19 protein-coding genes and 1 pseudogene are annotated in these 21,871 nt (G+C 63.2%); 9 read left to right on the plus strand and 11 right to left on the minus strand.

Going from position 1 to position 21,871, the window contains the following annotated elements; genetic code table 11:
- Window positions 1-152: 152 nt before the first annotated feature.
- Entirely contained in the window at window positions 153-1,778 is a 1,626-nt protein-coding gene (gene prpR, locus JAB8_RS15480) for a propionate catabolism operon regulatory protein PrpR (RefSeq protein ID WP_070290516.1), read from the minus strand.
- 209 nt (window positions 1,779-1,987) lie between these two features.
- Between prpR and JAB8_RS15485 the strand changes: the two genes are divergently transcribed.
- Complete coding sequence (locus JAB8_RS15485; RefSeq protein ID WP_070290530.1) at window positions 1,988-5,650, plus strand: EAL domain-containing protein; 3,663 nt, start codon at window positions 1,988-1,990, stop codon at window positions 5,648-5,650.
- Here JAB8_RS15485 and xth read toward each other — a convergent pair.
- Window positions 5,647-6,411 (minus strand): exodeoxyribonuclease III, encoded by a 765-nt coding sequence (gene xth, locus JAB8_RS15490; RefSeq protein WP_070290517.1) that lies wholly within the window; start codon window positions 6,409-6,411, stop codon window positions 5,647-5,649. The two genes, JAB8_RS15485 and xth, sit on opposite strands and share 4 nt — an antisense overlap.
- Window positions 6,412-6,981: 570 nt before the next feature.
- On the opposite strand from xth, the gene JAB8_RS15495 reads away from it, so the two are divergent.
- The 4 genes from JAB8_RS15495 to JAB8_RS15510 are packed head-to-tail and all read left to right on the plus strand — an operon-like array spanning window position 6,982 to window position 8,604.
- Window positions 6,982-7,353, plus strand: coding sequence for a hypothetical protein (locus tag JAB8_RS15495; RefSeq protein WP_070219480.1), 372 nt, complete (start codon window positions 6,982-6,984; stop codon window positions 7,351-7,353).
- Between the two features lie 10 nt (window positions 7,354-7,363).
- The gene (locus JAB8_RS15500; protein WP_034782199.1) at window positions 7,364-7,552 is read left to right on the plus strand and encodes a DUF1653 domain-containing protein; all 189 of its coding nucleotides are present in this window, start codon (window positions 7,364-7,366) and stop codon (window positions 7,550-7,552) included.
- Between the two features lie 33 nt (window positions 7,553-7,585).
- Window positions 7,586-8,056 (plus strand): CreA family protein, encoded by a 471-nt coding sequence (locus JAB8_RS15505; RefSeq protein ID WP_070219479.1) that lies wholly within the window; start codon window positions 7,586-7,588, stop codon window positions 8,054-8,056.
- A gap of 11 nt (window positions 8,057-8,067) precedes the next feature.
- Window positions 8,068-8,604: a hypothetical protein gene (locus JAB8_RS15510; protein WP_070290518.1), complete on the plus strand. Its 537-nt coding sequence runs from the start codon at window positions 8,068-8,070 to the stop codon at window positions 8,602-8,604.
- Between the two features lie 184 nt (window positions 8,605-8,788).
- Here JAB8_RS15510 and JAB8_RS15515 read toward each other — a convergent pair whose 3' ends face one another.
- Window positions 8,789-10,282 (minus strand): leucyl aminopeptidase, encoded by a 1,494-nt coding sequence (locus JAB8_RS15515; protein ID WP_070290519.1) that lies wholly within the window; start codon window positions 10,280-10,282, stop codon window positions 8,789-8,791.
- A 67-nt stretch (window positions 10,283-10,349) separates the two neighbouring features.
- On the opposite strand from JAB8_RS15515, the gene lptF reads away from it, so the two are divergent.
- From lptF to JAB8_RS15535, 4 genes are read left to right on the plus strand one after another with little or no spacing between them, the layout of a single operon-like run.
- On the plus strand, window positions 10,350-11,495 hold the full coding sequence (gene lptF, locus JAB8_RS15520) for an LPS export ABC transporter permease LptF (protein WP_070219476.1): 1,146 nt from the start codon (window positions 10,350-10,352) through the stop codon (window positions 11,493-11,495).
- Window positions 11,492-12,661: an LPS export ABC transporter permease LptG gene (lptG, locus tag JAB8_RS15525; protein ID WP_070219475.1), complete on the plus strand. Its 1,170-nt coding sequence runs from the start codon at window positions 11,492-11,494 to the stop codon at window positions 12,659-12,661. The genes lptF and lptG overlap by 4 nt, the downstream gene beginning before the upstream one ends.
- Window positions 12,661-13,068 carry a CbiX/SirB N-terminal domain-containing protein gene (locus JAB8_RS15530; protein WP_070219474.1) on the plus strand — a complete coding sequence of 136 codons (408 nt, stop codon included), beginning with the start codon at window positions 12,661-12,663 and terminating at the stop codon, window positions 13,066-13,068. The genes lptG and JAB8_RS15530 overlap by 1 nt, the downstream gene beginning before the upstream one ends.
- Window positions 13,065-14,033 (plus strand): Stealth CR1 domain-containing protein, encoded by a 969-nt coding sequence (locus JAB8_RS15535; protein ID WP_070290520.1) that lies wholly within the window; start codon window positions 13,065-13,067, stop codon window positions 14,031-14,033. The genes JAB8_RS15530 and JAB8_RS15535 overlap by 4 nt, the downstream gene beginning before the upstream one ends.
- On the opposite strand, the gene JAB8_RS15540 is transcribed toward JAB8_RS15535, so the two are convergent.
- The 8 genes and pseudogenes from JAB8_RS15540 to JAB8_RS15575 all read right to left on the minus strand — a co-directional run bounded on the left by JAB8_RS15540 (window position 14,030) and on the right by JAB8_RS15575 (window position 21,784).
- Window positions 14,030-14,680, minus strand: a complete 651-nt coding sequence (locus JAB8_RS15540; protein ID WP_139143061.1) for a hypothetical protein — start codon at window positions 14,678-14,680, stop codon at window positions 14,030-14,032. The genes JAB8_RS15535 and JAB8_RS15540 overlap by 4 nt on opposite strands.
- A gap of 231 nt (window positions 14,681-14,911) precedes the next feature.
- On the minus strand, window positions 14,912-15,676 hold the full coding sequence (gene cobA, locus JAB8_RS15545; RefSeq protein WP_070290522.1) for a uroporphyrinogen-III C-methyltransferase: 765 nt from the start codon (window positions 15,674-15,676) through the stop codon (window positions 14,912-14,914).
- Between the two features lie 27 nt (window positions 15,677-15,703).
- Entirely contained in the window at window positions 15,704-17,020 is a 1,317-nt protein-coding gene (locus JAB8_RS15550) for a GTP-binding protein (protein WP_070290523.1), read from the minus strand.
- Window positions 17,020-17,934: pseudogene (gene cysD, locus JAB8_RS15555) on the minus strand (sulfate adenylyltransferase subunit CysD); the annotation flags it as partial. The pseudogene cysD and the gene JAB8_RS15550, both read right to left, overlap by 1 nt.
- 27 nt (window positions 17,935-17,961) lie before the next feature.
- A complete protein-coding gene (locus tag JAB8_RS15560) occupies window positions 17,962-18,678 on the minus strand; it encodes a phosphoadenylyl-sulfate reductase (RefSeq protein WP_070290524.1) in 717 nt (238 codons plus the stop codon).
- A 9-nt stretch (window positions 18,679-18,687) separates the two neighbouring features.
- The gene (locus JAB8_RS15565) at window positions 18,688-19,248 is read right to left on the minus strand and encodes a DUF934 domain-containing protein (protein ID WP_070290525.1); all 561 of its coding nucleotides are present in this window, start codon (window positions 19,246-19,248) and stop codon (window positions 18,688-18,690) included.
- Window positions 19,241-20,929, minus strand: coding sequence for a nitrite/sulfite reductase (locus tag JAB8_RS15570; protein ID WP_070290526.1), 1,689 nt, complete (start codon window positions 20,927-20,929; stop codon window positions 19,241-19,243). The genes JAB8_RS15565 and JAB8_RS15570 overlap by 8 nt, the downstream gene beginning before the upstream one ends.
- A gap of 81 nt (window positions 20,930-21,010) precedes the next feature.
- Window positions 21,011-21,784, minus strand: coding sequence for a sulfite exporter TauE/SafE family protein (locus JAB8_RS15575; protein WP_070219465.1), 774 nt, complete (start codon window positions 21,782-21,784; stop codon window positions 21,011-21,013).
- Window positions 21,785-21,871 lie beyond the last annotated feature (87 nt).

Genomic DNA, 21,871 nt, shown 5'->3' on the forward strand with positions numbered 1-21,871 from the left:
TGCTCGTGATGGCGCAGGTCGGCGGTGGACGGCACGTCCTGGTGCGAGCCAATCCGCTGGTGCCGCCCGCGCCGCCGTGTCCCGTGCCGCGCTGCCATAGATCGTGCAGGTGAGGCCAGTCGTCCATAATGTTGTTCGTCTGAGTGAAAAAATCAGCCGGCGCGCAGGCGGCGCCACAGCGTGGTGCGGCTGATGCCGAGGTAATGGGCGGCGGCGTCGCGACGCCCGCCGAAGCGCGCCAGCACGGCGCTGGCGCTTTCGTCTTCCTGGCGCGGCGGCGCGGCGGCGGCCGGTGCCGGCTGCGGCGCGGCCGTGCCGGCAGCGTTGCCCAGTTCCGGCGCCACGCCCAGCACGAAGGCGGGCGTGAGCGCCTGCAGCGGTTCGGCGGCCAGGAACAGGGCCAGGCGCTCGGCCAGGTTGCGCAGTTCGCGCACGTTGCCGGGCCAGCCGTAGCGGCGCAGCAGCGGCGCGCAAGCCTGGATTTCCGCGTGCAGGTTGGGGTGCGGGCGGGCGCCCAGCGCGGCCAGCGCGTTTTTCAGCGACCATTCGGCCAGGCCGGGAATGTCGCTGGCGCGTTCGCGCAAGGCGGGCAAATGCAGGCGCAGCACGGCCAGGCGGTAGAACAGGTCGGCGCGGAAGCGTCCTTCGCGGATGCGCTGCTCCAGGTCGCAGTGCGTGGCGCTGATGATGCGCACATTGATGGCGATGGGCCGCGTGCCGCCCACGCGCACCACTTCGCGCTCTTCCAGCACGCGCAGCAGCCGCGTTTGCAGGGCCAGCGGCATTTCGCCGATTTCGTCGAGGAACAGGGTGCCGTGGTTGGCCGCCTCGAACAGGCCCGCATGGCCGCCCCGGCGCGCGCCCGTAAACGCCCCGTCCTCGTGGCCGAACAGTTCCGATTCCAGCAGGGATTCGGCGATGGCGCCGCAATTGATGGCGATGAAGGGCCGGTTCGCGCCCAGGCTGCGCGGGCTTTCGCGGTGGATGGCCTGCGCCACCAGTTCCTTGCCGCTGCCCGTCTCGCCCTGGATCAGCACCGTCGCCGGCGAGCGCGCATACAGCACCACCGACTGGCGCAGCGCTTCCATCGCCTCCGATTCGCCGCGCAAATCGTGCAGGCCGTGGCGCGCGCGCAGGGTGTCGGCCACCACCGCGCGCCGCCCCCGGTTCGATTCGATCTGGGTCAGGCGCGCCAGTTCCAGCGCGTCGTCGAAGGCGCGCCGGATGGCCGTGGCCGAATACACGAAGACGGCGGCCAGGCCCGCTTCCTCGGCCAGGTCGGTGACGAGGCCCGCGCCGACGACGGCTTTGACGCCCTCGGCCTTCAGTTCATTGATCTGCGCGCGCGCGTCTTCCTCGGTGGCGTAGGTGCGCTGCGCGATCTGGAAGCCGAAGGTGGCGGCAAATTCGCCCAGTTCCGGCATCGGATCCTGGTAGGTGACGACGCCGATGTGCGGCGAGATGCGCCGCGCGCGCGCCAGCGCCTGCATCACGTCGTAGCCGCTGGCCTTGGCGATGATGACGGGTACCGACAGCCGGCCTTTCAGGTAGGCGCCGTTGGAACCGGCCGCAATGACGGCGTCGCAGCGCTCCGTGGCCATGCGTTCGCGGATGTGGCGCACGGCGTCGTCGAAGCCCAGGTTGATCGGCTCGATCGTCGCCAGGTCGTCGTATTCGAGCGTGATGTCGCGGAACAGGTCGAACAGCCGCGAGACGGAGACGGTCCAGATGACGGGTTTGTCGCGGTGGTCGAGCGGAGGTTGGGGAGGGCGGCGCATGCTTTATTCTAAACGATTTGTTTCATATTTTTGCTGTGCAACGGCGTTGCAACAAGCGTGTTGCAAGTGGTCTGTGGCGTTTCAGATATTGCCAATAAGGAATATGAAAAAACCCCGGGAAACTGGTTTATGATCTAACAGCACTATGATGCCTGATGAATATATTGCCCAGGTGCATTTCGACCGCCAACAACCGAACCATGGTGTCCATGAACCGCGTACCGACCAGTCCCGATTTCATTGCCGATGCCTTGCAGCTGATCGCCTTGCCCGCGTGCGCCTGCGATGCCTGCGGCATGGTGGTGGCCGCGAATGGCGCCTTGCAGTCCTTGCTGGGCAGGGATATATCGGGCCGGCTGCTGGCCGACTGTTTTACGGACGCCTACCGCGCGTCGAGCAGCAGCATGCTGCGCGGCGCGCTCGGTGCGGCCGGGCGCGAGCGGCAGTGGGACAGCAGCCTGCAAGGGGAGGCGGGCGCCATCGCCGTGCAGGTATGGTCGATGCCGCTGCTGGTGGACGATGGCTTGCCGGGCGCGACCCTCGTGTTTGCCGACATCCGCGTGCAGCAGCGCGACCAGCAAGCCTTGCGCAAGACCCTGCTGGAACAGCAGGCCATCCTGGAAAGCGCGGCCGTCGGCATCATCTTTTCCAAGGGCGGCTTCATCGAGGAATGCAATATCCGCGCCGCCGAGATGCTCGGCTATGCGCGCCACCAGCTGACGGGCATGCCGGGCGCGGTGCTCTACCGCTCCGCTGAGCATTGCCGCGCGCTGGGGCTGGAAGCGGCGCCGCTGCTGTCGAAGGGCAAGCCGTACCGCACGGAGCTGGAATTGCGGCGCCAGGATGGCAGCCTGTTCTGGAGCCGCCTGCACGGGCGCGCCGTCGATCCCTTGAATACGCATGACGGCACGGTGTGGATCATCGAGGATATCAGCGACCACCGGCGCGATGAAGACCAGCTGCGCCGCGCGATGCTGGAAATGCAGGCCGTGATGGACAACGCGCCGCTGGCCATCGGTTTTCAGCGCGACAAGGGCGTGCTGCGCTACAACCGGCGCTTCGCCGAATGCTTCGGCTTCGATGGCGACAGCGGCGTGGGCCTGGCCGTCGCCGACCTGTATCCGTCGCGCGCGGCCTACGAGAACGTCGTGCGGCAGGCTGCGCCCCTGCTGCGGCGCGGCCTGCCGTTCCAGGGCGAGATGGAGATGCGCCGCCGCGACGGTTCGACCTTCTGGGCGCTGGCCTACGGCTATGTGCTGAACCCGGAAAACCAGCCCGACCGCGCGCTGCGTGACACGATCTGGCTGTTCGATGACCGCAGCGCGCAAAAGGCGGCCGAGGAGGCGACGCGCCAGCTGATGCTCAAGCAGCAGGCCATCCTCGATAATGCCTCCGTCGGCATCCTGTTTTCGCGTTCGCGCCTGATCCTGCGCTGCAATCCCCGCTTCGCCGAAATGTTCGGCTACGCGCAGGAGGAGATGACGGCCATGCCCGCCGCCGAACTGTTTCCCTCGCCGGCCGCCTACGAGGCATTCGGCGTGCAGGCGACGCCGCTGCTGGGACAGGGCTTGCCGTACGAGCAGGACGAATCGCTGTTCCGCCGCCGCGATGGCAGCCTGTTCTGGTGCCGCATCCGCGCCAAGGCCGTCGACCAGGCGCACAGCGAGCAGGGCGCCATCTGGATCCTCGAAGACATCACGGCCAGCCGCCAGGCGCAGATGGAGGTGGCGGCCATCATGACGAATGCCTCGGTCAGCATCCTGTACACCAAAAACCGCCAGATCACGCGCTATAACCTGGGCTTTGCCGCGATGTTCGGCTACAGCGGCGACGAGGCGCTGGGCTTGCCCGGGCGCGCGCTGTACGTGTCGCAGCAATCGTACGATTTATTGGGCGCGGCCGCGTTTCCCTTCCTGTCCGTCGGCAAGCCCTTCCAGACGGAAGTGGAGATGATGCGCCGCGACGGCAGCACTCTGTGGGCGCAGCTGATCGCCTATGTCGTCAACCCGGACGACCCGGCCGCCGGCACCATCTGGATCATCGAGGACCGCACGGAAGCCAAGCGCGCCGAAGAATCGCTGCGCAACGCGCTGCTGGAAAACCAGGCCATCCTCGACAGCGCCGTGCTGGGCATCTCGGTGATAGAGGGGGGCTACAATTTGCGCGCCAACAGCAAGATGGAAGAGCTGTTCGGCTATGGACCCGGCGAGATCAACGGCCTGTCGGTGCAGGCCCTGTATCCGGACGTGGCCGCGTGGAAGGTGGCGCGCGGCGAGACGGCGCGCGATTTCGATGCGGGCAGGGTGCACATGTCGGAATACCAGCTGGTGCGCAAGGATGGCAGCCGTTTCTGGGCGCGCCTGTCCGGCCGGCCGTTCGACCTGGCGCATGCGCATGGCCGTTCCGTGTGGCTGGTCGACGACGTGACGGCGCGCCGCGAGGCGGCCGAGGCGGTGCGCCGCGCGCGCGACGAACTGGAATTGCGCGTGCAGGAACGCACGGCCGAACTGGCCGGCGCCAACCTGCTGCTGCAGGGCGAAATCGTCGAGCGGCGCCAGGCCGAGGCGCGGGTGCACCACATGGCTTACCACGACAACCTGACGGGCTTGCCGAACCGCGCGCTGCTGTCGGACCGGCTGGAACGGGCCATGCTGGCCTCGCAGCGCTCGGAACGCAAGCTGGCCGTGATGTTCATCGACCTCGATCGTTTCAAAACCATCAACGATTCGCTGGGCCACATGACGGGCGATCTGCTGCTCAAGGAAGTGGCCGCGCGGCTGTGCGGCGCCGTGCGCGCCAGCGACACGGTGGCGCGCCTGGGCGGCGATGAATTCGTCGTCCTGGTGCCGGGCATCCGTGGCGGCGAGGAAGCGGCGCGCGTGGCCGAGAAGATCATCGAGGCGCTCACGCCCGCCTTTCCGCTCGACGGCCACGTGCTGCACGTGACGCCGTCGATCGGCATCTGCGTGTATCCGGACGATGGCGGCGATGTCGACGCCCTGATGCGCCATGCCGATGCGGCCATGTACCACGCCAAGGGCAACGGCCGCAACAACTACCAGTTCTTCACGCAGACGATGAACCAGGCGGCGGCCCTGCACTTCGATCTGGAAAGCAGCTTGCGCACGGCGCTGGCGCTGCAGCAGTTTGAACTGTTTTACCAGCCGGTCATCGATATCGCCACGCGCCGCCTGCACGGCATGGAAGTGCTGCTGCGCTGGCGCCGTCCGGGCCACGGCCTGGTGCTGCCGGACCGCTTCATCCCCATCATGGAAGAAAACGGCTTGATCGTGCCGGTGGGCGAGTGGGTGATGCGCCAGGCGTGCGAGCAAAGCATGGCCTGGCAGCGCCAGGGCTTGCAGCCGGTGCCGCTGGCCGTGAATCTGTCGCCGCGCCAGTTCATGCACAAGGGCCTGGTGGCGGCGATTGGCGCCGTGGTGCGGGAAACGGGGATCGATCCGTCGCTGCTGGAATTCGAGATCACCGAGACGGCGCTGATGCAGCACGGCGAGCATACCCTGGAGATCCTGCGGCAGATCAATGGCATGGGCCTGCGCCTGTCGATCGACGATTTCGGCACCGGTTATTCCAGCCTGGCCTACCTGAAGCGCTTCCCCGTGAAGAAGGTCAAGATCGACCGCGCCTTCATCAAGGACCTCGAGCACAGCGCGGAAGACCGCGCCATCGTGTCGGCCATCATCGCGCTGGCCGACAGCCTGCAATTGTCGGCCGTGGCCGAGGGCGTGGAAACGGAGGAGCAGTTCGCGCTGCTGCAGGCGAACGGTTGCCGCTATGCGCAGGGCTATCTGTTTTCCGCGCCCGTGCCGGCGGTCAATGCGCAGGCCTTGCTGGAGCGGATAGCCCTTAGTTAATCGATCGTTGCCACCACCGGCGCATGGTCGGACGGTTGTTCCCACTTGCGCGGCACGCGGTCGATCACGCAGGCCGTGCAGCGGGCTGCGAGAGCGGGCGAGAGCAGGATGTGGTCGATGCGCAGGCCCTTGTTCAGGCGGAAGCCCAGCTGGCGGTAATCCCACCAGCTGAACGATTTTTCCGCCTGTTCGAACAGGCGGAAAGCGTCCGTCAAGCCGATGTCGAGCAGGCGCTGCAGGGCGGCGCGTTCCTTGTCCGAGACCAGCACCTGGCCTGCCCAGGCGACGGGATCGTGCACGTCGCGGTCGTCGGGCGCGATATTGTAATCGCCGACGACGGCCAGCTGCGGGTGCTGCTGCGCTTCTTCGGCCAGCCAGTCGTGCAGGGCGGCCAGCCAGCCCAGCTTGTATTCGTATTTGTCCGAGTCGACGCTCTGGCCGTTCGGCACGTAGGCGCAGACGACCCGCACGCCGCCTATGGTGGCGGCCAGGATGCGCTGCTGCGCATCGTCATAGCGCGGGTTGTTCTTTACCACGTCGGTGATCGGCAGCTTCGACAGGATGGCCACGCCGTTGTAGGTCTTCTGGCCGCTGAAGACCACCTGGTAGCCGGCAGCCTCGATCTCGGCGACGGGGAACTTGTCATCCGTGAGCTTGGTTTCTTGCAGGCACAGTATGTCGACCGGGTTGTCGGTCAGCCACTGCAGCACTTGCGGCAGGCGCACTTTGAGCGAGTTGACGTTCCAGGTGGCGAGTTTCATGGGAAAAATCCTTGCTTGAGTAGGTGACGATAGGCGCGAATCTTACCGCATGCGTGTCGATGGCGTCCTGCCCCGCCTGCCGGGCATGGGCTTGATTGACGGGCGGGGAAAAAGCCGTGTTAACAAAGTATTTGCATTTAACCAATCGTGGCGCATGAATATTATGTTTTTGTGTATCATTGATCAACCCCTATGTTTGATTTGGCATAAGTGGCTGGCATGGCAGGCTGCGTCTTGCCGTTGGGCGCGACAAAGGTGTAAAGTTTCTCGCTAAAACGCGATAAAAACTACTAAAATGGCACAATGTAACAACTGTGTCACACGGCTTTGTTACAGCCAAGTTAAGAACCGAACAGGAAGCAGTTGTAATTAGTTGTAATTGCTATTCCGATTACATGACCACTGTGCCGGGGACGGAACGTTAATTCCGTCCCTGGCGCCGCCAGACTTGTTATATAAATTGCAGTACTGTATCTATGAGACTGTTTTGCGACATCAATAGATGGTACTATTTTGAAATGTTGCAGTTTTAATAGTGAGACTTGCGCGTAGCATTTGCAAAGGAAGAAAATGCGAACTGCATTTGAAGCGTGGGCGCAGCGTGACGGCCACATTGTGCGGCGAAGAGAAGACAAACCGGATGAGTACCTGATTTTCGAGACCCAGCGCCGCTGGGTTATCTGGCAGGCGGCTCTGACGCATGGCAAGACGGCGACCAAGCCGCGCGTGAGCGCGGCCGAAAAGGCGGCGAAAGCCCAGCGCGCGCTGGAAATGTCCTCCGATGAAGCGACCGTACGCAACAAGGTGCTTAATGAGGTGCTCGACGCCTTCAGCGGCGCCGATGGCGCGGCCGGCATGGAAGGCATACTGAAAGTGATCCAGGGCCTGAAGCAGAAGCAGAAGGCGCTGGCCGACGACAAGAGCGAAGATTCAACGGCTTGAGGGGACGGCGATGCGTTATCGGCACTATAAGGGCGGCATTTACGAACTCGTGTGCGAAGCCACGCTGGAAGCGGATCTGACGCCGATGATCGTCTATCGCGCCGCCGACGGTTCCATCTGGACCCGTCCGAAAGACGTTTTTTTTCAACTGATCGAAGTCGAAGGCGTCATGGTCCAGCGTTTCGCTCCCATCAACTGATGGCCGCCTGCGTGCGTGCCCGGGATACTTTTCATGCGTAAATTGCTGCCTGCCGCTTTGGTGCTGGGCTTTGCCTGCGCCGCGGCGCATGCCGAAACCATCGGTTCGGTCGATACGGTGTTCAAACTGATCGGCCCTGACCATAAAATTGTCGTTGAAGCGTATGATGATCCGCGCGTCGCCGGCGTCAGCTGCTATCTGTCGCGCGCCAAGACGGGCGGCATCAAGGGCGCCGTCGGCCTGGCCGAAGACAAGGCCGATGCGGCCGTGGCTTGCCGCCAGGTGGGGCCGCTGCAATTCAAGGGCAAGCTGCCGCGCCAGGAAGAAGTGTTCACCGAGCGCGCCTCGATCTTCTTCAAGCACGTGCGCGTCGTGCGCATGGTCGACAGCAAGCGCAATGCGCTGGTCTACCTCGTGTATTCCGACCGCCTGATCGAGGGCAGCCCGAAAAACAGCGTCACCGCCGTCGCCGTGCCTGGCGACCAGCCGATCCCCGTCCGTTAAGCGAGCTTCCCATGCGCGTGCCATCGTCTGCCGCCCTTGCCGCCTTTGCCGCCAGGACGCTGCTGCTGTTTGGCCTGGGCGGCTGCGCCACCCTGACGGGCAACACGGACCAGATGGTGCTGGTGCAAACCATCCAGGACAACCGCGAACTGACGGGCGCCGGCTGCATCCTCAGCAACGACGTGGGCAAGTGGTTCGTCACCACGCCGGGACGCATCACCATCCGCAAGAGCCAGGAACCGTTGAAAGTCGATTGCCGCAAGCACGGTTCGCCCGCCATCGCGACGGACGACCACATCGATCCCAAGCTCAATGGCAGCGTATGGGGCAATGTCATCCTGACCCTGGGCGTCGGCTATTTCGTCGACCGCAACACGGGCGCCGGCTTCGACTACCCATCGATCCTGACCATCGTCATGCAAGACCCGGCCCGTCTGGCGCCGCCGCCCGCACCCGTCGCCGTGAAGCCGCCGCCGGCTGCCGTGCCGGAAACGGTGGTGCAGCCCAAGGTGGCACCGTCGCCGTTGCCCAATCCCGTCGTCTACTGATTAATACGCCACGCATGAAAAAACCGCCAGGGTCAGTGACCGTGGCGGCTGTCTTCTTGCGTAACGACGCCTGACAAAACCGTAGCGAGCGGGAGCTAGTGGTGGCCGAGAAGCGCAGCTGTACTTTATGTACAGCGAGCATCGCCGGCCGCCAATAGCCCCGCGCAGTAGGTTTGGTCTGGCGTTATACCCGGTTGATCAGGAACGTGGTGAGCAGTGGTACTGGACGGCCGGTCGCGCCCTTCGATCCGCCCGATTTCCATGCCGTGCCGGCGATGTCCAGATGCGCCCAGGTGTACTTCTTGGTGAAGTTTTCCAGGAAGGCCGCTGCCGTCACCGAGCCGCCGCCTGGCGTGCCGATGTTGGCCAGGTCGGCGAAGTTCGACTTCAGCTGTTCGTTGTACGCCTCTTCGATCGGCATGCGCCATGCCGTGTCGCTCGATTGCTTGCCCGCTGCCAGCAGTTCATTGGCCAGCTGGTCATGCGCCGCATCGCTGCGCGTAAACAGGCCGCTGTTGTGGTGGCCCAGGGCGACGACGCAAGCGCCCGTCAGGGTGGCGATATCGACCACGGCTGCCGGCTTGAAGCGTTCGGCATAGGTCAGCGCGTCGCACAGCACCAGACGGCCTTCGGCGTCCGTGTTCAGCACTTCGATGGTCAGGCCGTTCATGGAGGTGACGATGTCGCCCGGCTTGGTGGCGCGGCCCGACGGCATGTTTTCGCATGCGGCGATGACGCCGATGACGTTCAGCTTCAGGTTCATTTCGCCGATGGCGCGGAAGGTGCCCAGTACCGAGGCGGCGCCGCACATGTCGTACTTCATTTCATCCATGCCGGGACCGGCCTTGATCGAAATGCCGCCCGTGTCGAAGGTGATGCCCTTGCCGACCAGGACCACCGGCGCATCCTTGGCCTTGCCGCCCATGTGTTTCAGGACGATGAATTTCGGCGGCTGCTCGCTGCCGTTGGTGACGGACAGGAAGCTGCCCATTTTCAGCGCTTCGAGCTGTTTGCGGTCCAGTACTTCGACTTCGAACTTGTAATCCTTGGCCAGCTGCTTGGCCGTGCTGGCCAGGTAGGTCGGATTGGCGATGTTCGCCGGCAGGTCGCCCAGCTTGCGCGTCAGGTCGGAACCGTTGGCGATGGCGATGGCTTGTGCCAGCGCGCCGCGCGTGGCTGCCGTTGCTGGCGCTGCCAGGACGATCTTGCGCACGCCTGCCGGCGCTGGATCTTTTTTGCTTTTTTGCGAGTCGCAGCGGTATTCGCTGTCATGTGCTGCTTGCACCACGCAACGGATTGCCCAATTTACGTCGCGCTCTTTCACTTCAGCCAGCGGTAATGCGATAATGGCGTCCGCAGCGCCCAGCGAGCCGAAGGCCTTCAGCGCGGCTTGTACGCCGGTCGTGAAGCTTTTTTCGCTGACAGTGTCATCGCTGCCCATGCCTACCAGCAGAACACGTTCGGCGGCGACGCCATCGACTGCGCGCAGCAGCAAGGTGCTGCCAGGCTTGCCGCTGATGTCGCCGGACTTCAGCGCAGCCGAAATCGCACCCTTGCTGTCCAGCGATTTTGCCGCTGGCGACAGTTTTTTGTTTTCGAATACCGCAACCGCGATGCATCCGCTTTTGGCCGTGCCGAGGGTGCTCTTGGTATCGAATGCTTTTATGCTAAAGTCCATTTGGTTCTCCGTTTTCATTTACTAGTAACGTGTTACTCAACTAACTGACCCGAATTATAAACTCCGAATGATCTTTCAACGCGCCCTTCGACGTGAATTGGCTAGTGCCGCCGGGGCCACCTTCACTGTTTTGTTCAGCATCCTGCTCACCTGGATGCTGATCGGTATTCTCGGCAAGGCGGCGGGCGGCAAGATCGCGTCGGCCGACGTCATGTCCCTGATGGTCTTTTCCGCCCTGATGCAGCTGCCCACCATCATCATCCTCACCGGATTCATTTCGGTGCTGATGGTCGTCACGCGCAGCTACAAGGAGTCGGAGATGGTGGTGTGGTTCGCCTCGGGCCTGAGCCTGTCGCGCTGGATCTGGCCCGTGCTCAGCTTCGGCCTACCGCTGGTGCTGGCCACCGGCGTCCTGAGTTTGTATGCCACGCCGTGGGCGCAAAAGAAAAGCGATGAATATGTGGCGCGCTTTGAAAAGCGCGAAGACCTGCAGAAAGTCACGCCGGGCCAGTTCCGCGAATCGGCCGGCAGCAACCGCATCTTTTTCGTCGAGGGCGCCAGCGGCGAAAAGAACGTGGTGCAGAACGTCTTCGTCAATACCGTCGATGAAAAAGGCAGCGCCGTCGTCGTCGTCGCGAAGGAAGGCGTGATCAATACCGACGCCAAGGGCGAACGCTTCCTGGTGCTCAAGAGCGGCCGCCGCTACCAGGGCGTGCCGACACAGGCGGACTTCCAGACCATGGAATTCGAGCAGTACATCATGCGCATCGAGAGCAAGCAGCAGGAACTGGGCGCGGAACTGGGCGTGCGCGCCATGAGCACCATGGCCCTGGTCGCCGATCCGAATCCCTACACCATGGCCGAGTTGCTGTGGCGGGTCAGTGCGCCGCTGATCGGCCTGATGCTGATCCTGCTGGCCATTCCGCTGGGCTTTGTCAATCCGCGTGCCGGCAGTTCGGCCAACCTGATCATCGCCCTGCTGATTTTCTTCACCTACAGCAATCTGATCAAGGTCGTCGAAGCGAGCGTGAAACAGGGGCGCCTGACCTTCGGTCTGGCCTGGTGGCCGCTGCACCTGCTGGCGGCGCTGGCCGTGGTTGCGCTGTTTGCGTGGCGCCTGAATGTGAATCACCGCTATCATCCGCTGGTCCTGCTGGCGGCTTTCAAGCGCGCGCGCCGCGCCGGCAAACCAAGTAAAGCGGTATCGAAATGAAGATTTTACAGCGCTATTTTGCGGTCTCGATATTCCAGGCGGTGCTGTTCGTGCTGCTGGCCTTTCTGGCTTTGCAAGCCTTCATCGACCTGACGGGCGAGTTGCCCAAGGTGGGCCGCAACGGCTACACCATCCAGTATGCCTTCCTGTATGTGCTGGTGCTGGTGCCGGGGCACGTGTACGAGGTGATGCCGATCGCGGCGCTGATCGGCACCATCTACACGATGGCGCAGTTTGCCGCCAGTTCCGAATTTACCATCATGCGCGCATCGAGCATGTCGACGGCGATGGCCGCCGGTTTTCTGTTCCGCATCGGTATCGTCTTCGTCGTCATCACCTTCATCTTCGGCGAGGTGATCACGCCGCGCACGGAGCCGCTGGCCGAACGCCTCAAGCTGACCTCGCGCGGCGCGGCCGTGTCGAGCGAGTTTCGCTCGGGCCTGTGGACCAAGGACATGGTCAAGAGCGACGGCCTGACGGGTACCGTCACCGGCTCGCGCTTTTTCAATGTGGGCGAAGCGCGTGCGGACGGCCAGCTGAAAAACGTCAAGCTGTATGAATTCGACACCGATATGCGTTTGCGCACCCTGACCGTGGCCAAAGGCGCGACGTATCAGGGCAATAATATCTGGCGTCTGACCGATGTGACGGAAACCTCGTTCTCGAACAGCGCGGCCACCTCGCCCGGCTTCGAGCCAAAGCTGGCGAACTACTATGGGCAGGAAACGAGTCTGGTGCGCACGGTGCAGAGCGCCAGCAAGGACATGACGTCGGAAGTGACGCCGAAGATCCTGACGGTGTCGGCGTCCGACCCCGAGCGCATGTCGGCCAGCGAACTGGCCGTGTACACGCGCCACCTGGCCGAGAACAAGCAGGAAACCGAGCGTTTCCGCATCGCTTTCTGGAAAAAGCTGATCGATCCGCTGGCCATCTTCGTGCTGATGGCGCTGGCGCTGCCGTTCGCCTACATGCATACGCGCAGCGGCGGCATCAGCCTGAAGATCTTCATCGGCATCATGATCGGCGTGAGCTTCATGCTGGTCAACACCCTGTTCTCGCATCTTGGCTTGCTCAGCACCTGGCCGGCCTTCCTGACGGCGGTGGCGCCGAGCGCCCTGTATCTGCTGCTGGCGCTGGGCGCCCTGTGGTGGGTGGAGCGGCACTGATGGAGACGAACGTGAAACAGGCATTGATCTTGTTTGCCCATGGCGCGCGCGCCGCATCGTGGGCCGCCCCCTTCGAGCGGCTGCGCGACCTGACCCAGGCGCGCATGCCCGGCGCCAGCGTGCACCTGGCCTTCCTGGAACTGATGACGCCACGCCTGCCCGAGCTGGTGGCGAGCCTGCTGGCCGAGCTGCCCGCCGGCGCCATCCTCGACGTCACCGTGGTACCCGTGTTCCTGGGGCAGGGCGGGCATGTGCTGCGCGACTTGCCGTTGCTGCTGGAAGAACTGCGCCAGCAGCATCCGGCACTGCGTCTGAAGGTGGTCGAGGCGGTGGGCGAGAACGCCAGCGTGCTCGCCGCCATCGCCGATTACTGCGTGGCGGCGCCAGGTTCCAGCCCTTTGCCTTGAGCGGCATCGACATCGTCTACCTGTGGGTAGACGGCGCCGATCCCGCTTGGCGCGCGCGCCGGCGACACGCCTATGCCGTTTGGGCGCAGGCGCATCCCGGCCAGCTGGCCCTGCACGGCAACGTGGCGGGGCGCTACCGCGACAACGGCGAACTGCGCTACAACCTGCGCGCGCTCGAGCGCTTCTTTCCCGGCCATGGCCACATCTATCTGCTGACGGACCGGCAAGTGCCCCACTGGCTGCGCGCATCAAAGCGCCTGACGGTGATCCACCATGCGAGCCTGATGCCCGATGCCTCTCTGCCGGTGTTCGACTCCGGTCATATCGAATCGTACCTGCACCATATTCCGGGATTGTCCGAACGCTTCCTGTATCTGAACGACGACGTATTTTTCGGCGCGCCGTTCGAGCCTGCATTCTGGTTTGGCGGAGAAGGGGACCGGCGTTTGAGTGTTTTCACGGAGAGCGCGCTGCACGATGATGTGCCGGGCTTGCGCGCCGACGTGGCGGCGCCCGTCAATTGCGCGACCTTGTCGCGGCAATGGCTGTCGGCGCAGTACCCCGCTTACCTGCATGAACCGCGCTTGTATGCGCATGCGCCGCGGCCCATGCTGAAAAGCGCGCTGCATGCGCTGGAAGGGCTGGCGCCGGCCATGTTTGCCGCTGTGCGCGAGACGGTGTTCCGCTCGTGGCAGGTGCCGGCATTGCTGCCCGACCTGGTGCCGCGCTGGATGGTGCATCAGGGGATCGCGCGCTCGCGCATGCTCGACCCGCTGCATATCGCCAGCGGCGATGCGCAGGCGCCGCAGCAGCTTGAGGAACTGGCGGCGCGTTTCGGCAGCTTGCCGTTTTTCTGCATCAACGATACCTGCGACGAGGCCGGGGACGACGACCCGCGCCTGCTGCGCGTGGCCGCTACCTTGCAGCGGCTGCTGCCGCTGCCGTCATCGTTTGAAGTTGCTTAAGCCGCTTTCTTCTTCGGCGCCAGGCTGATGCGGGCGGCGGCCGTGCTGTCGGACAGCGAAGCGAGGAACAGCAGCAAATAGGCGCCCAATTCGAGCACTTCTTCGCCCAGCAGCGCGTAGGCGTCCGGCATGCCATGAAAGACCTTCTTGTCGAAAGGCCAGCCAGCGACCATCAGCAAGCCGCCGATGGCCGTCAGGATGGTGATGCGCATGCTGAAAATCTGCGGCGCATGGGCAAACACCTTGCGCGCGCGCGGCGCGAAGAAGATCAGCAAGCGTATCAGGATCAGCAACTCCACCAGACGCAGGGCTTTTTCCAGCTGCGCCCAGGCGGGCGCCGTGCCGAACTGGTCGATATCGAGTTCGCGCAGCAGGAAGCCGAACAGCAGCGCGCACAGGCCCGCATGCATGAGGAAGCGCAGGGACTGGCGGTCAGTCTCTTGCCAGGCGCGCACGCCGTGCACGGTGCAAGCCAGGGCCAGGAACAGCGCCTGCAGCCATTCCAATAAGTGGTTTTCATCGTCGATATTCGGGAAGACCGTCCACAGGGCGATGGAGGCGAGCATGCTGAGCAGCACGGCGCTGGCGACGCCGACATTGCTGCGGCTGAGCGAAGTCAGGGCTTCGCGCATGGAGGTGAAATTCATGTGTGGTCGTAAGGCTAAAGTTGCGCGGCGCGGTATTGCAGCCTGCGGGCGCAGCTTTTTTCGGGGAGGGTCAGCCGGGATACCGCACGGCAAGCGCTATGGCGGGGCGAAGCGTGAATTTATTGCTATCACGCAACAACTTCTCGAGAAAAGATGCGTGAGCATCGTATCATGTTTCCCCGGAAGACGTCGGTTACTGACTTTAAAGTCGGTAAAATACGCTGTGTTTATTCAAGCATGGCGCGCCAGAATGGCGGCCGTTTCTTCGATGGCCTGGTGCGTGCGCGCGGCCATGGCGTCGCCCAGCATCACCAGCACGGGGCCGTGGGTGTCGCCCAAGCCGTGCGCCAGGGCGCTCAGCGTCAGGCGCACGATGCGCTGGTCCGGGCGGCTGCAGTTTTCAATCACCACCACCGGGGTGTCGGCACGGCGGCCCTGGGCCAGCAAGCGCTGCGCCGTGGCAATGGCTTCGCGGCCACCCATGTATTGCACCAGGGTATCGCAGTCGGGAATGCGCGTCTGGTCCGGTTCGCCCGGCGCCGTGCTGGATGTGAAAAAGGCCACGCTGCGCGACACGCCCCGCTTGGTCAGCGGCTGCTGTGTTGCGGCCGCCGCCGCCAGTGCCGTGGTAATGCCGGGAACCACTTCGACGGCGATGCCCGCTTCTTCCAGCGCCCGCAATTCCTCGTCGGCACGGCCGAACAGCATGGGATCGCCCCCTTTCAGGCGCACGACGATGGCGTGCTTGCGCGCGTTGTCGACCAGTTGCTTGTTAATAAAGGCTTGTGCCGTCGACAACTGGCCGCAGCGCTTGCCGACCAGGATTTTTTGCGCCTGCGGGCACAGCTCCAGCATCTCTTCGGTGACCAGTGCGTCGTGCAGCACGACGTCGGCCTGCGCCAGCAGGCGGGCGCCGCGCAAGGTCATCAGGTCTTGCGCGCCGGGGCCTGCGCCGATCAGGTAGACCTTGCCGGGGAGAGATGCGGAGTTGTTCATGCTAGCCTTCTTCAGTCGAGATACGGGTTACAGCCGAACCATGCCCGCCGCGACGGTCTGGTGGGTGACTTCATCGATCAGGATGAATGCCCCCGTGGCGCGGATATCGGCATACGCATCGGCCGCCAGCGCCTGCTGCACGTTCAGGCTGATGCGGGCGATGTCGTTGAGCTTCAAGCCTTCGGCAGGATAGCGCTGCTGCGTATTGATGTCGAGAATCGATTCGATCGCCGTCACCTTGGCCGCCGTTTGCCTGGTGCCGTGCTTGATCCAGTACTTGCGGCGCAGGTCCAGCGCGTCTTCCGACAGCCAGCACACGTCGGCCACTACCTGTTTCAGCAAGGTGGCGGGGCGCTCGCTGCTGGCCAGCAAGTCGCCACGCGAAATGTCCAGATATTCATTGAGCAGCAGGGTCACGGACTGGCCCACCACGGCCGTCGGCAGCGAACCGTCGAGGGTGACGATGTCTTTCACTGTCGCCGTCTGGCCCGATGGCTGCACCACCAGGGTGTCGCCGATGCTGACCTTGCCCGCCTCGATGCGGCCCATGTAGCCGCGGAAGTCGTTCGCTTCGTGGCCGTTGTGGCGCGCCACCAGCTGCACGGGGAAGCGGAATGGCGTGTCGTGCGATTCGTCGTAGACGGACAGCGATTCGAGCAGCTCGATCAGGGTCGGGCCCGTGTACCAGCCCAGCTTGTCGCCGCGCTCGACGACATTGTCGCCCGTCAAGGCGGACAATGGAATCGGCGTGATGTCCTTCAGGCCCAGCGACTGGGCAAATTCGCGGTAGGCGGCGACGATGCGGTTGTACACCGTTTCATCATAATCGACCAGGTCCATCTTGTTGACGGCCACGACCACGTGCTCGATCTGCAGCAAATGGGCAATCGTCGAATGACGTTTGGTCTGGATCAACAATTCCACACTGCCGTCGTCACCGAGTTTGACTTTCGACACGTCGATCAGGATGATGACGGCGTCGGCCGTGGACGCCCCCGTGACCATGTTGCGCGTGTACTGTTCATGGCCCGGCGTGTCGGCGATGATGAATTTGCGTTTCGGCGTGGCAAAGTAGCGGTAGGCCACGTCGATGGTGATGCCTTGCTCGCGTTCCGCTTCCAGGCCGTCCGTCAGCAAGGACAGGTCGACCGTGTCGCCCACCGTGCGCTTGTGCTTGGAGCGCGACATGGCGTCGAGCTGGTCGGCGAAGATGCCCTTGCTGTCGAACAGCAAACGGCCGATCAGGGTGCTCTTGCCGTCATCGACGGAACCGGCTGTAATAAAGCGCAACATGCCGCGTTCAACGCTGTCGGTGAGAGTGGTGCTGGAGATTGCTGCGTTCATTAGAAATACCCTGCTTTCTTGCGTTTTTCCATCGAGGCTTCGGAAGTCTGGTCATCCATGCGGGTGGCGCCACGTTCCGTGATTTGCGTGATTGCCGTCTCGGCGATGATGGCGTCCACCGTCGCCGCGTCGGACGACACGGGGCAGGTGCACGAGATATCGCCCACCGTGCGGAAGCGCACGACTTGCGTTTCCACCGTTTCGCCGTCGCGCGGCGGTGTCAGATCCGTCAGCGGCACCAGCAGGCCGTTGCGCGGGATCACCTGGCGCTCGTGCGCGAAGTAGATCGGTGGCAATTCCAGTTTCTCGCGGGCGATGTATTGCCACACGTCCAGCTCCGTCCAGTTCGAGATGGGGAAGACGCGCATGTTTTCACCGGGATGCACGCGCGTGTTATACAGGTCCCACAGCTCGGGGCGCTGGGCTTTCGGGTCCCAGGCGCCAAATTCGTCGCGGAAGGAAAAAATGCGTTCCTTGGCGCGGGCCTTCTCTTCATCGCGGCGCGCGCCGCCGATGCAGGCGTCAAAGCCATGTTCGGCGATGGTTTCCAGCAAGGTCACGGCTTGGGCCGCATTGCGCGAATCCGTGGCCGGGTTGCGCAGGCGCACGGTGCCGCGCTGGATCGAGTCTTCCACGGAGCCGACGATCAGGCGCTCGCCCAGCTCCGCCACTTTTTTGTCGCGGAAAGTGATGACTTCCGGGAAGTTATGGCCCGTGTCGATATGCACGAGGGGAAACGGGAACTTTCCCGGGCGGAAGGCTTTCTCGGCCAAACGCAGCAGGACGACGGAATCCTTGCCACCGGAAAACAGCAGGGCGGGATTGGCCGATTCGGCCGCCACTTCGCGCATGATGTGGATGGCTTCCGATTCAAGGCTGTCGAGGTGACGCTGGTTCAAAATATTGCTCATATTGGATGCTTTCTTGTTCTGTGTGTCTGTTCAGGCTGCCACGGATTTGATGCGTATCAGTTTGCCGTCCACCATGTGCAGGCCGCATTCCTTGGAATCCGGATTTTCCCACCACCAACGCCCGGCGCGCACGTCTTCGCCCGGCTGCACGGCACGCGTGCACGGTTCGCAGCCGATGGACGGGTAGCCCTGGTCGTGCAGCGCGTTGTACGGCACGTCGTTCGCGCGGATATAGTCCCACACATCCTGCTCGGACCAGTCGGCCAGCGGATTGAATTTCGTCATCGCGTGTGCCGCGTCGTCTTCCTGCACGTGCAATTCTGCGCGCGTGGTGGACTGGGCGCGGCGCTGTCCCGTGACCCAGGCCTTGTTGCCGGCCAGGGCGCGGCCCAGCGGTTCGACCTTGCGGATACGGCAGCATTCGCGGCGCATCTCGACGCTGTTATAAAAGGCGTTGAGGCCGTTCTGTTCCACGTAGGCAGCGACAAGCTCCGGCTGCGGGCGGTACAGGGTGATGTCGTGGCCGTAGCGGGTTTTCACCTTGTCGAGCACGGCCAGGGTTTCCTGGTGCAGCCGGCCTGTTTCCAGGGAAAAGATGCCGATCGGCAGCTTTGCCTTGAGAATCATGTCGGTCAGCACCATGTCTTCGGCTGCCAGGCTGGACGCGAACACGGCCGGCGAAAAATCCGCGGCGATGCGTGTCAGCGTTTGCTCGGTGGCGTGAATCAAAGAAGTCAGATCGCTCATGATGGGTCCTCAGATGCCGGCCGCGTTGTCGAGGTCAGGATTCTGGCCTTCGCGGTGGTGGCGGCGGAACAGCGGCGATTTCTGGTCCCACGACGCCTGGTAGGTTTCCGAAAAGACGGACAAACCTTTCAGGGCGTCATGGATGCTGCGGTCCGGACGCGTCGCATACGCATCGAAGCCGACGCGGTGCATGGAAAACAGCTGGTCGCGCAGCACGTCGCCGATGGCGCGCAATTCACCCTGGAAACCCAGGCGGGCGCGCAAATTGAACGCGATGGAATAGCCGCGGCCATCCGTGAATTTCGGAAAGTCCACGCCGATGACGGGCAGTTGCGCCACGTCGGCCGCCAGGTCTTCCGGCCGTTCGTCGCTGGCCAGCCACACGCCGATGTCGGGCAGGCGCGCCAGCAGGGTATCGCGCTGGGCTTGCCACACGGGCAGGGGCACGATGACCTTGCCCGCAGGCACGACGACCGTTTCCGGCGTGTCGGTCTCATCGAGGCGCAGCAAGCCCCAGGTATTCGGCACCACGGCGGCGTTCTTGATGATTTCTTCGCGTACTTCAAACATATTCGTCTTCTCCCACCAGGTTGCCGACCGTGATCGGCGTTGCATATACGTGTTCCTTGAACGGCGCCAGGCCCAGGCGTTGGGCCGTATCGACGAAGCGCTCGCCTTCATGGCGGTCGCGCACGTAGACGTGCAGCAGGCGGCCGATGACTTCAGGCATCTGCAGGGAAGAGAACGATGGTCCGATGATCTTGCCGATGGCCGCGTTGTTGCCTTGCGCGCCGCCGATCGACACTTGATACCATTCGCTGCCATCCTTGTCGACGCCGAGGATGCCGATGCTGCCCACGTGATGGTGGCCGCAGGCATTGATGCAGCCGGAAATATTCAGTTCGATCTCGCCGATGTCGTGCTGGAAGTCGATGCTGTCGAAGCGTTCCGCGATGGCGGCCGCGATCGGCAGCGACTTGGCGTTCGCCAGCGAGCAGAAATCGCCGCCCGGGCAGCAGATCATGTCCGTCAGCAAACCGATGTTCGGCGTGGCCAGGCCGTGCGCCTTGGCTTCCTGCCACAGTGCGAACAGTTTCGACTGTTCCACGTCGGCCAGCACCAGGTTTTGTTCATGCGTCACGCGCAGTTCGCCAAAGCTGTAGCGGTCGGCCAGATCGGCCACGAAGTCGATCTGCTCGGCCGTCGCGTCGCCTGGCGGCACGCCCGTTTTCTTCAGGGACAGTACCACGGCCACGTAGCCAGGACGCTGGTGCGGCTTGACGTTGCGCGCCAGCCAGTTCACATACGCCTTGTTGTCCGCATGTTCGGCCTTGTAGTCGAGTTCCGGCAGGGCAAGGTAGGCGGGCGGATTGAAGAAGTCCGCCACGCGCTGCATTTCCTCGGCCGTCAAGGTTTCCGGACCATCCTTCAAATCGACCCACTCCGCTTCCACCTGGCGCGTGAATTCTTCCACGCCGATGGCTTTCAGCAAAATCTTGATGCGCGCCTTGTATTTGTTGTCGCGGCGGCCGTGCAGGTTGTACACGCGCATGATGGCCTGGATGTACGTCAGCAAATGCTGCCATGGCAGGAAGTCGCGCACGACACTGCCCAGGATCGGCGTGCGGCCCATGCCGCCGCCGGCCATCACCTTGAAGCCCACTTCGCCAGCGGCGTTGCGCACGGCCGTCAAGCCGATGTCGTGCACGGCGATGGCGGCGCGGTCTTCCTCGGCGCCATTGATGGCGACCTTGAATTTCCGGGGCAGGGCGATGAACTCGGGGTGGAAGGTGCTCCACTGGCGCAATACTTCCGCGTACGGGCGCGGATCGATGATTTCATCGGCGGCGACGCCCGCAAACGGGTCCGATGTTGTATTACGGATACAGTTGCCGGACGTCTGGATCGCGTGCATTTCCACGGAAGCGAGGTCCGTCAGGATATCTGGCGTCTGTTCCAGCTCAATCCAGTTGAACTGGATGTTCTGGCGCGTGGTGAAGTGGCCATAGCCGCGGTCATACTTGCGCGCGATGTGCGCGAACATGCGCATCTGCTTGGACGACAGCAAGCCGTACGGCACGGCGATGCGCAGCATGTAGGCGTGGCGTTGCATGTACAGGCCGTTTTGCAGGCGCAGCGGAATGAATTCCTCTTCCGTCAGTTCATTGGCGATACGGCGCGCAACCTGGTCTCGGTACTGGGCGATGCGTTCTTTGATGATGAGGTGGTCGTACTGATCGTAATGGTACATATCAATTCCTAAAAAAGCCGGGGTGCTGGAAGACTGCCTGGGATGATGTTCTTGATACTGCTCTTGTCACTTGTTCGGTCATTAATAGATTAGCTTCACTGCCACGCCGGTCAAGGTCATCGCCAGCAGCACTCGTAAAAACTGTTCCGGCACGGATCGCGCGACCCAGGAGCCGAGCGTGATGCCGGGCAGGGAGCCGACCAGCAAGGAGGCCAGCAATTCCCAGTGGATGGAGCCGAGCCACCAGTGGCCCAGCGCGGCGATGGCCGTCAGGGGCACGGCGTAGGCGATGTCGGTGCCCGCCACTTCGGCCGAGCTCATGCGTGGATACAGCATCACCAGCAAGGTCGCGCCGATGGCGCCGGCGCCGATCGACGACACCGTCACCAGCACGCCCAGCACGGCGCCGGCGATGATGGTCGCGGCGGCAAGCTTGTTGCCTTGTAATTGTTTCTCAGGGTGGGCATTGATCCAGGCCAGCATGCGGCCCTTGAAAATGAGTGCCACGACGGTCAGCAGCACGGAGCCGGCGATCGAGTAACGGATGATCTGGCCGATTTGCGGCGACAGGGTGCCGAACGATTTGAGCGCCAGGGTCGCGATGACGGCGGCGGGCAGGGCGCCGATGCACAGGCGCTTGACGATATCCCAGCGGATGGTGCCGCGTAGGCGGTGCGTCAGGGTGCCGGCGCTCTTGGTGATCGAGGCGAAGGCCAGGTCGGTACCCACCGCCACGGAAGGCGGTACGCCAAACAGCAGGGTTAACAGCGGCGTCATCAGCGAGCCGCCGCCCACGCCGGTCATTCCTACGAGTAATCCTACGGCAAATCCTGAGACTATATAAGACAAAGTCATGCTTGCACCCCCAAAGTACTCGCAATAGTAATAAACTTAGTGTTTATTCCAAACTACTAAGTACGCATTTGCTTATATGCGATATGC

It is taken from the genome of Janthinobacterium sp. HH106 (assembly GCF_001758725.1).
Taxonomy (GTDB): domain Bacteria; phylum Pseudomonadota; class Gammaproteobacteria; order Burkholderiales; family Burkholderiaceae_D; genus Janthinobacterium.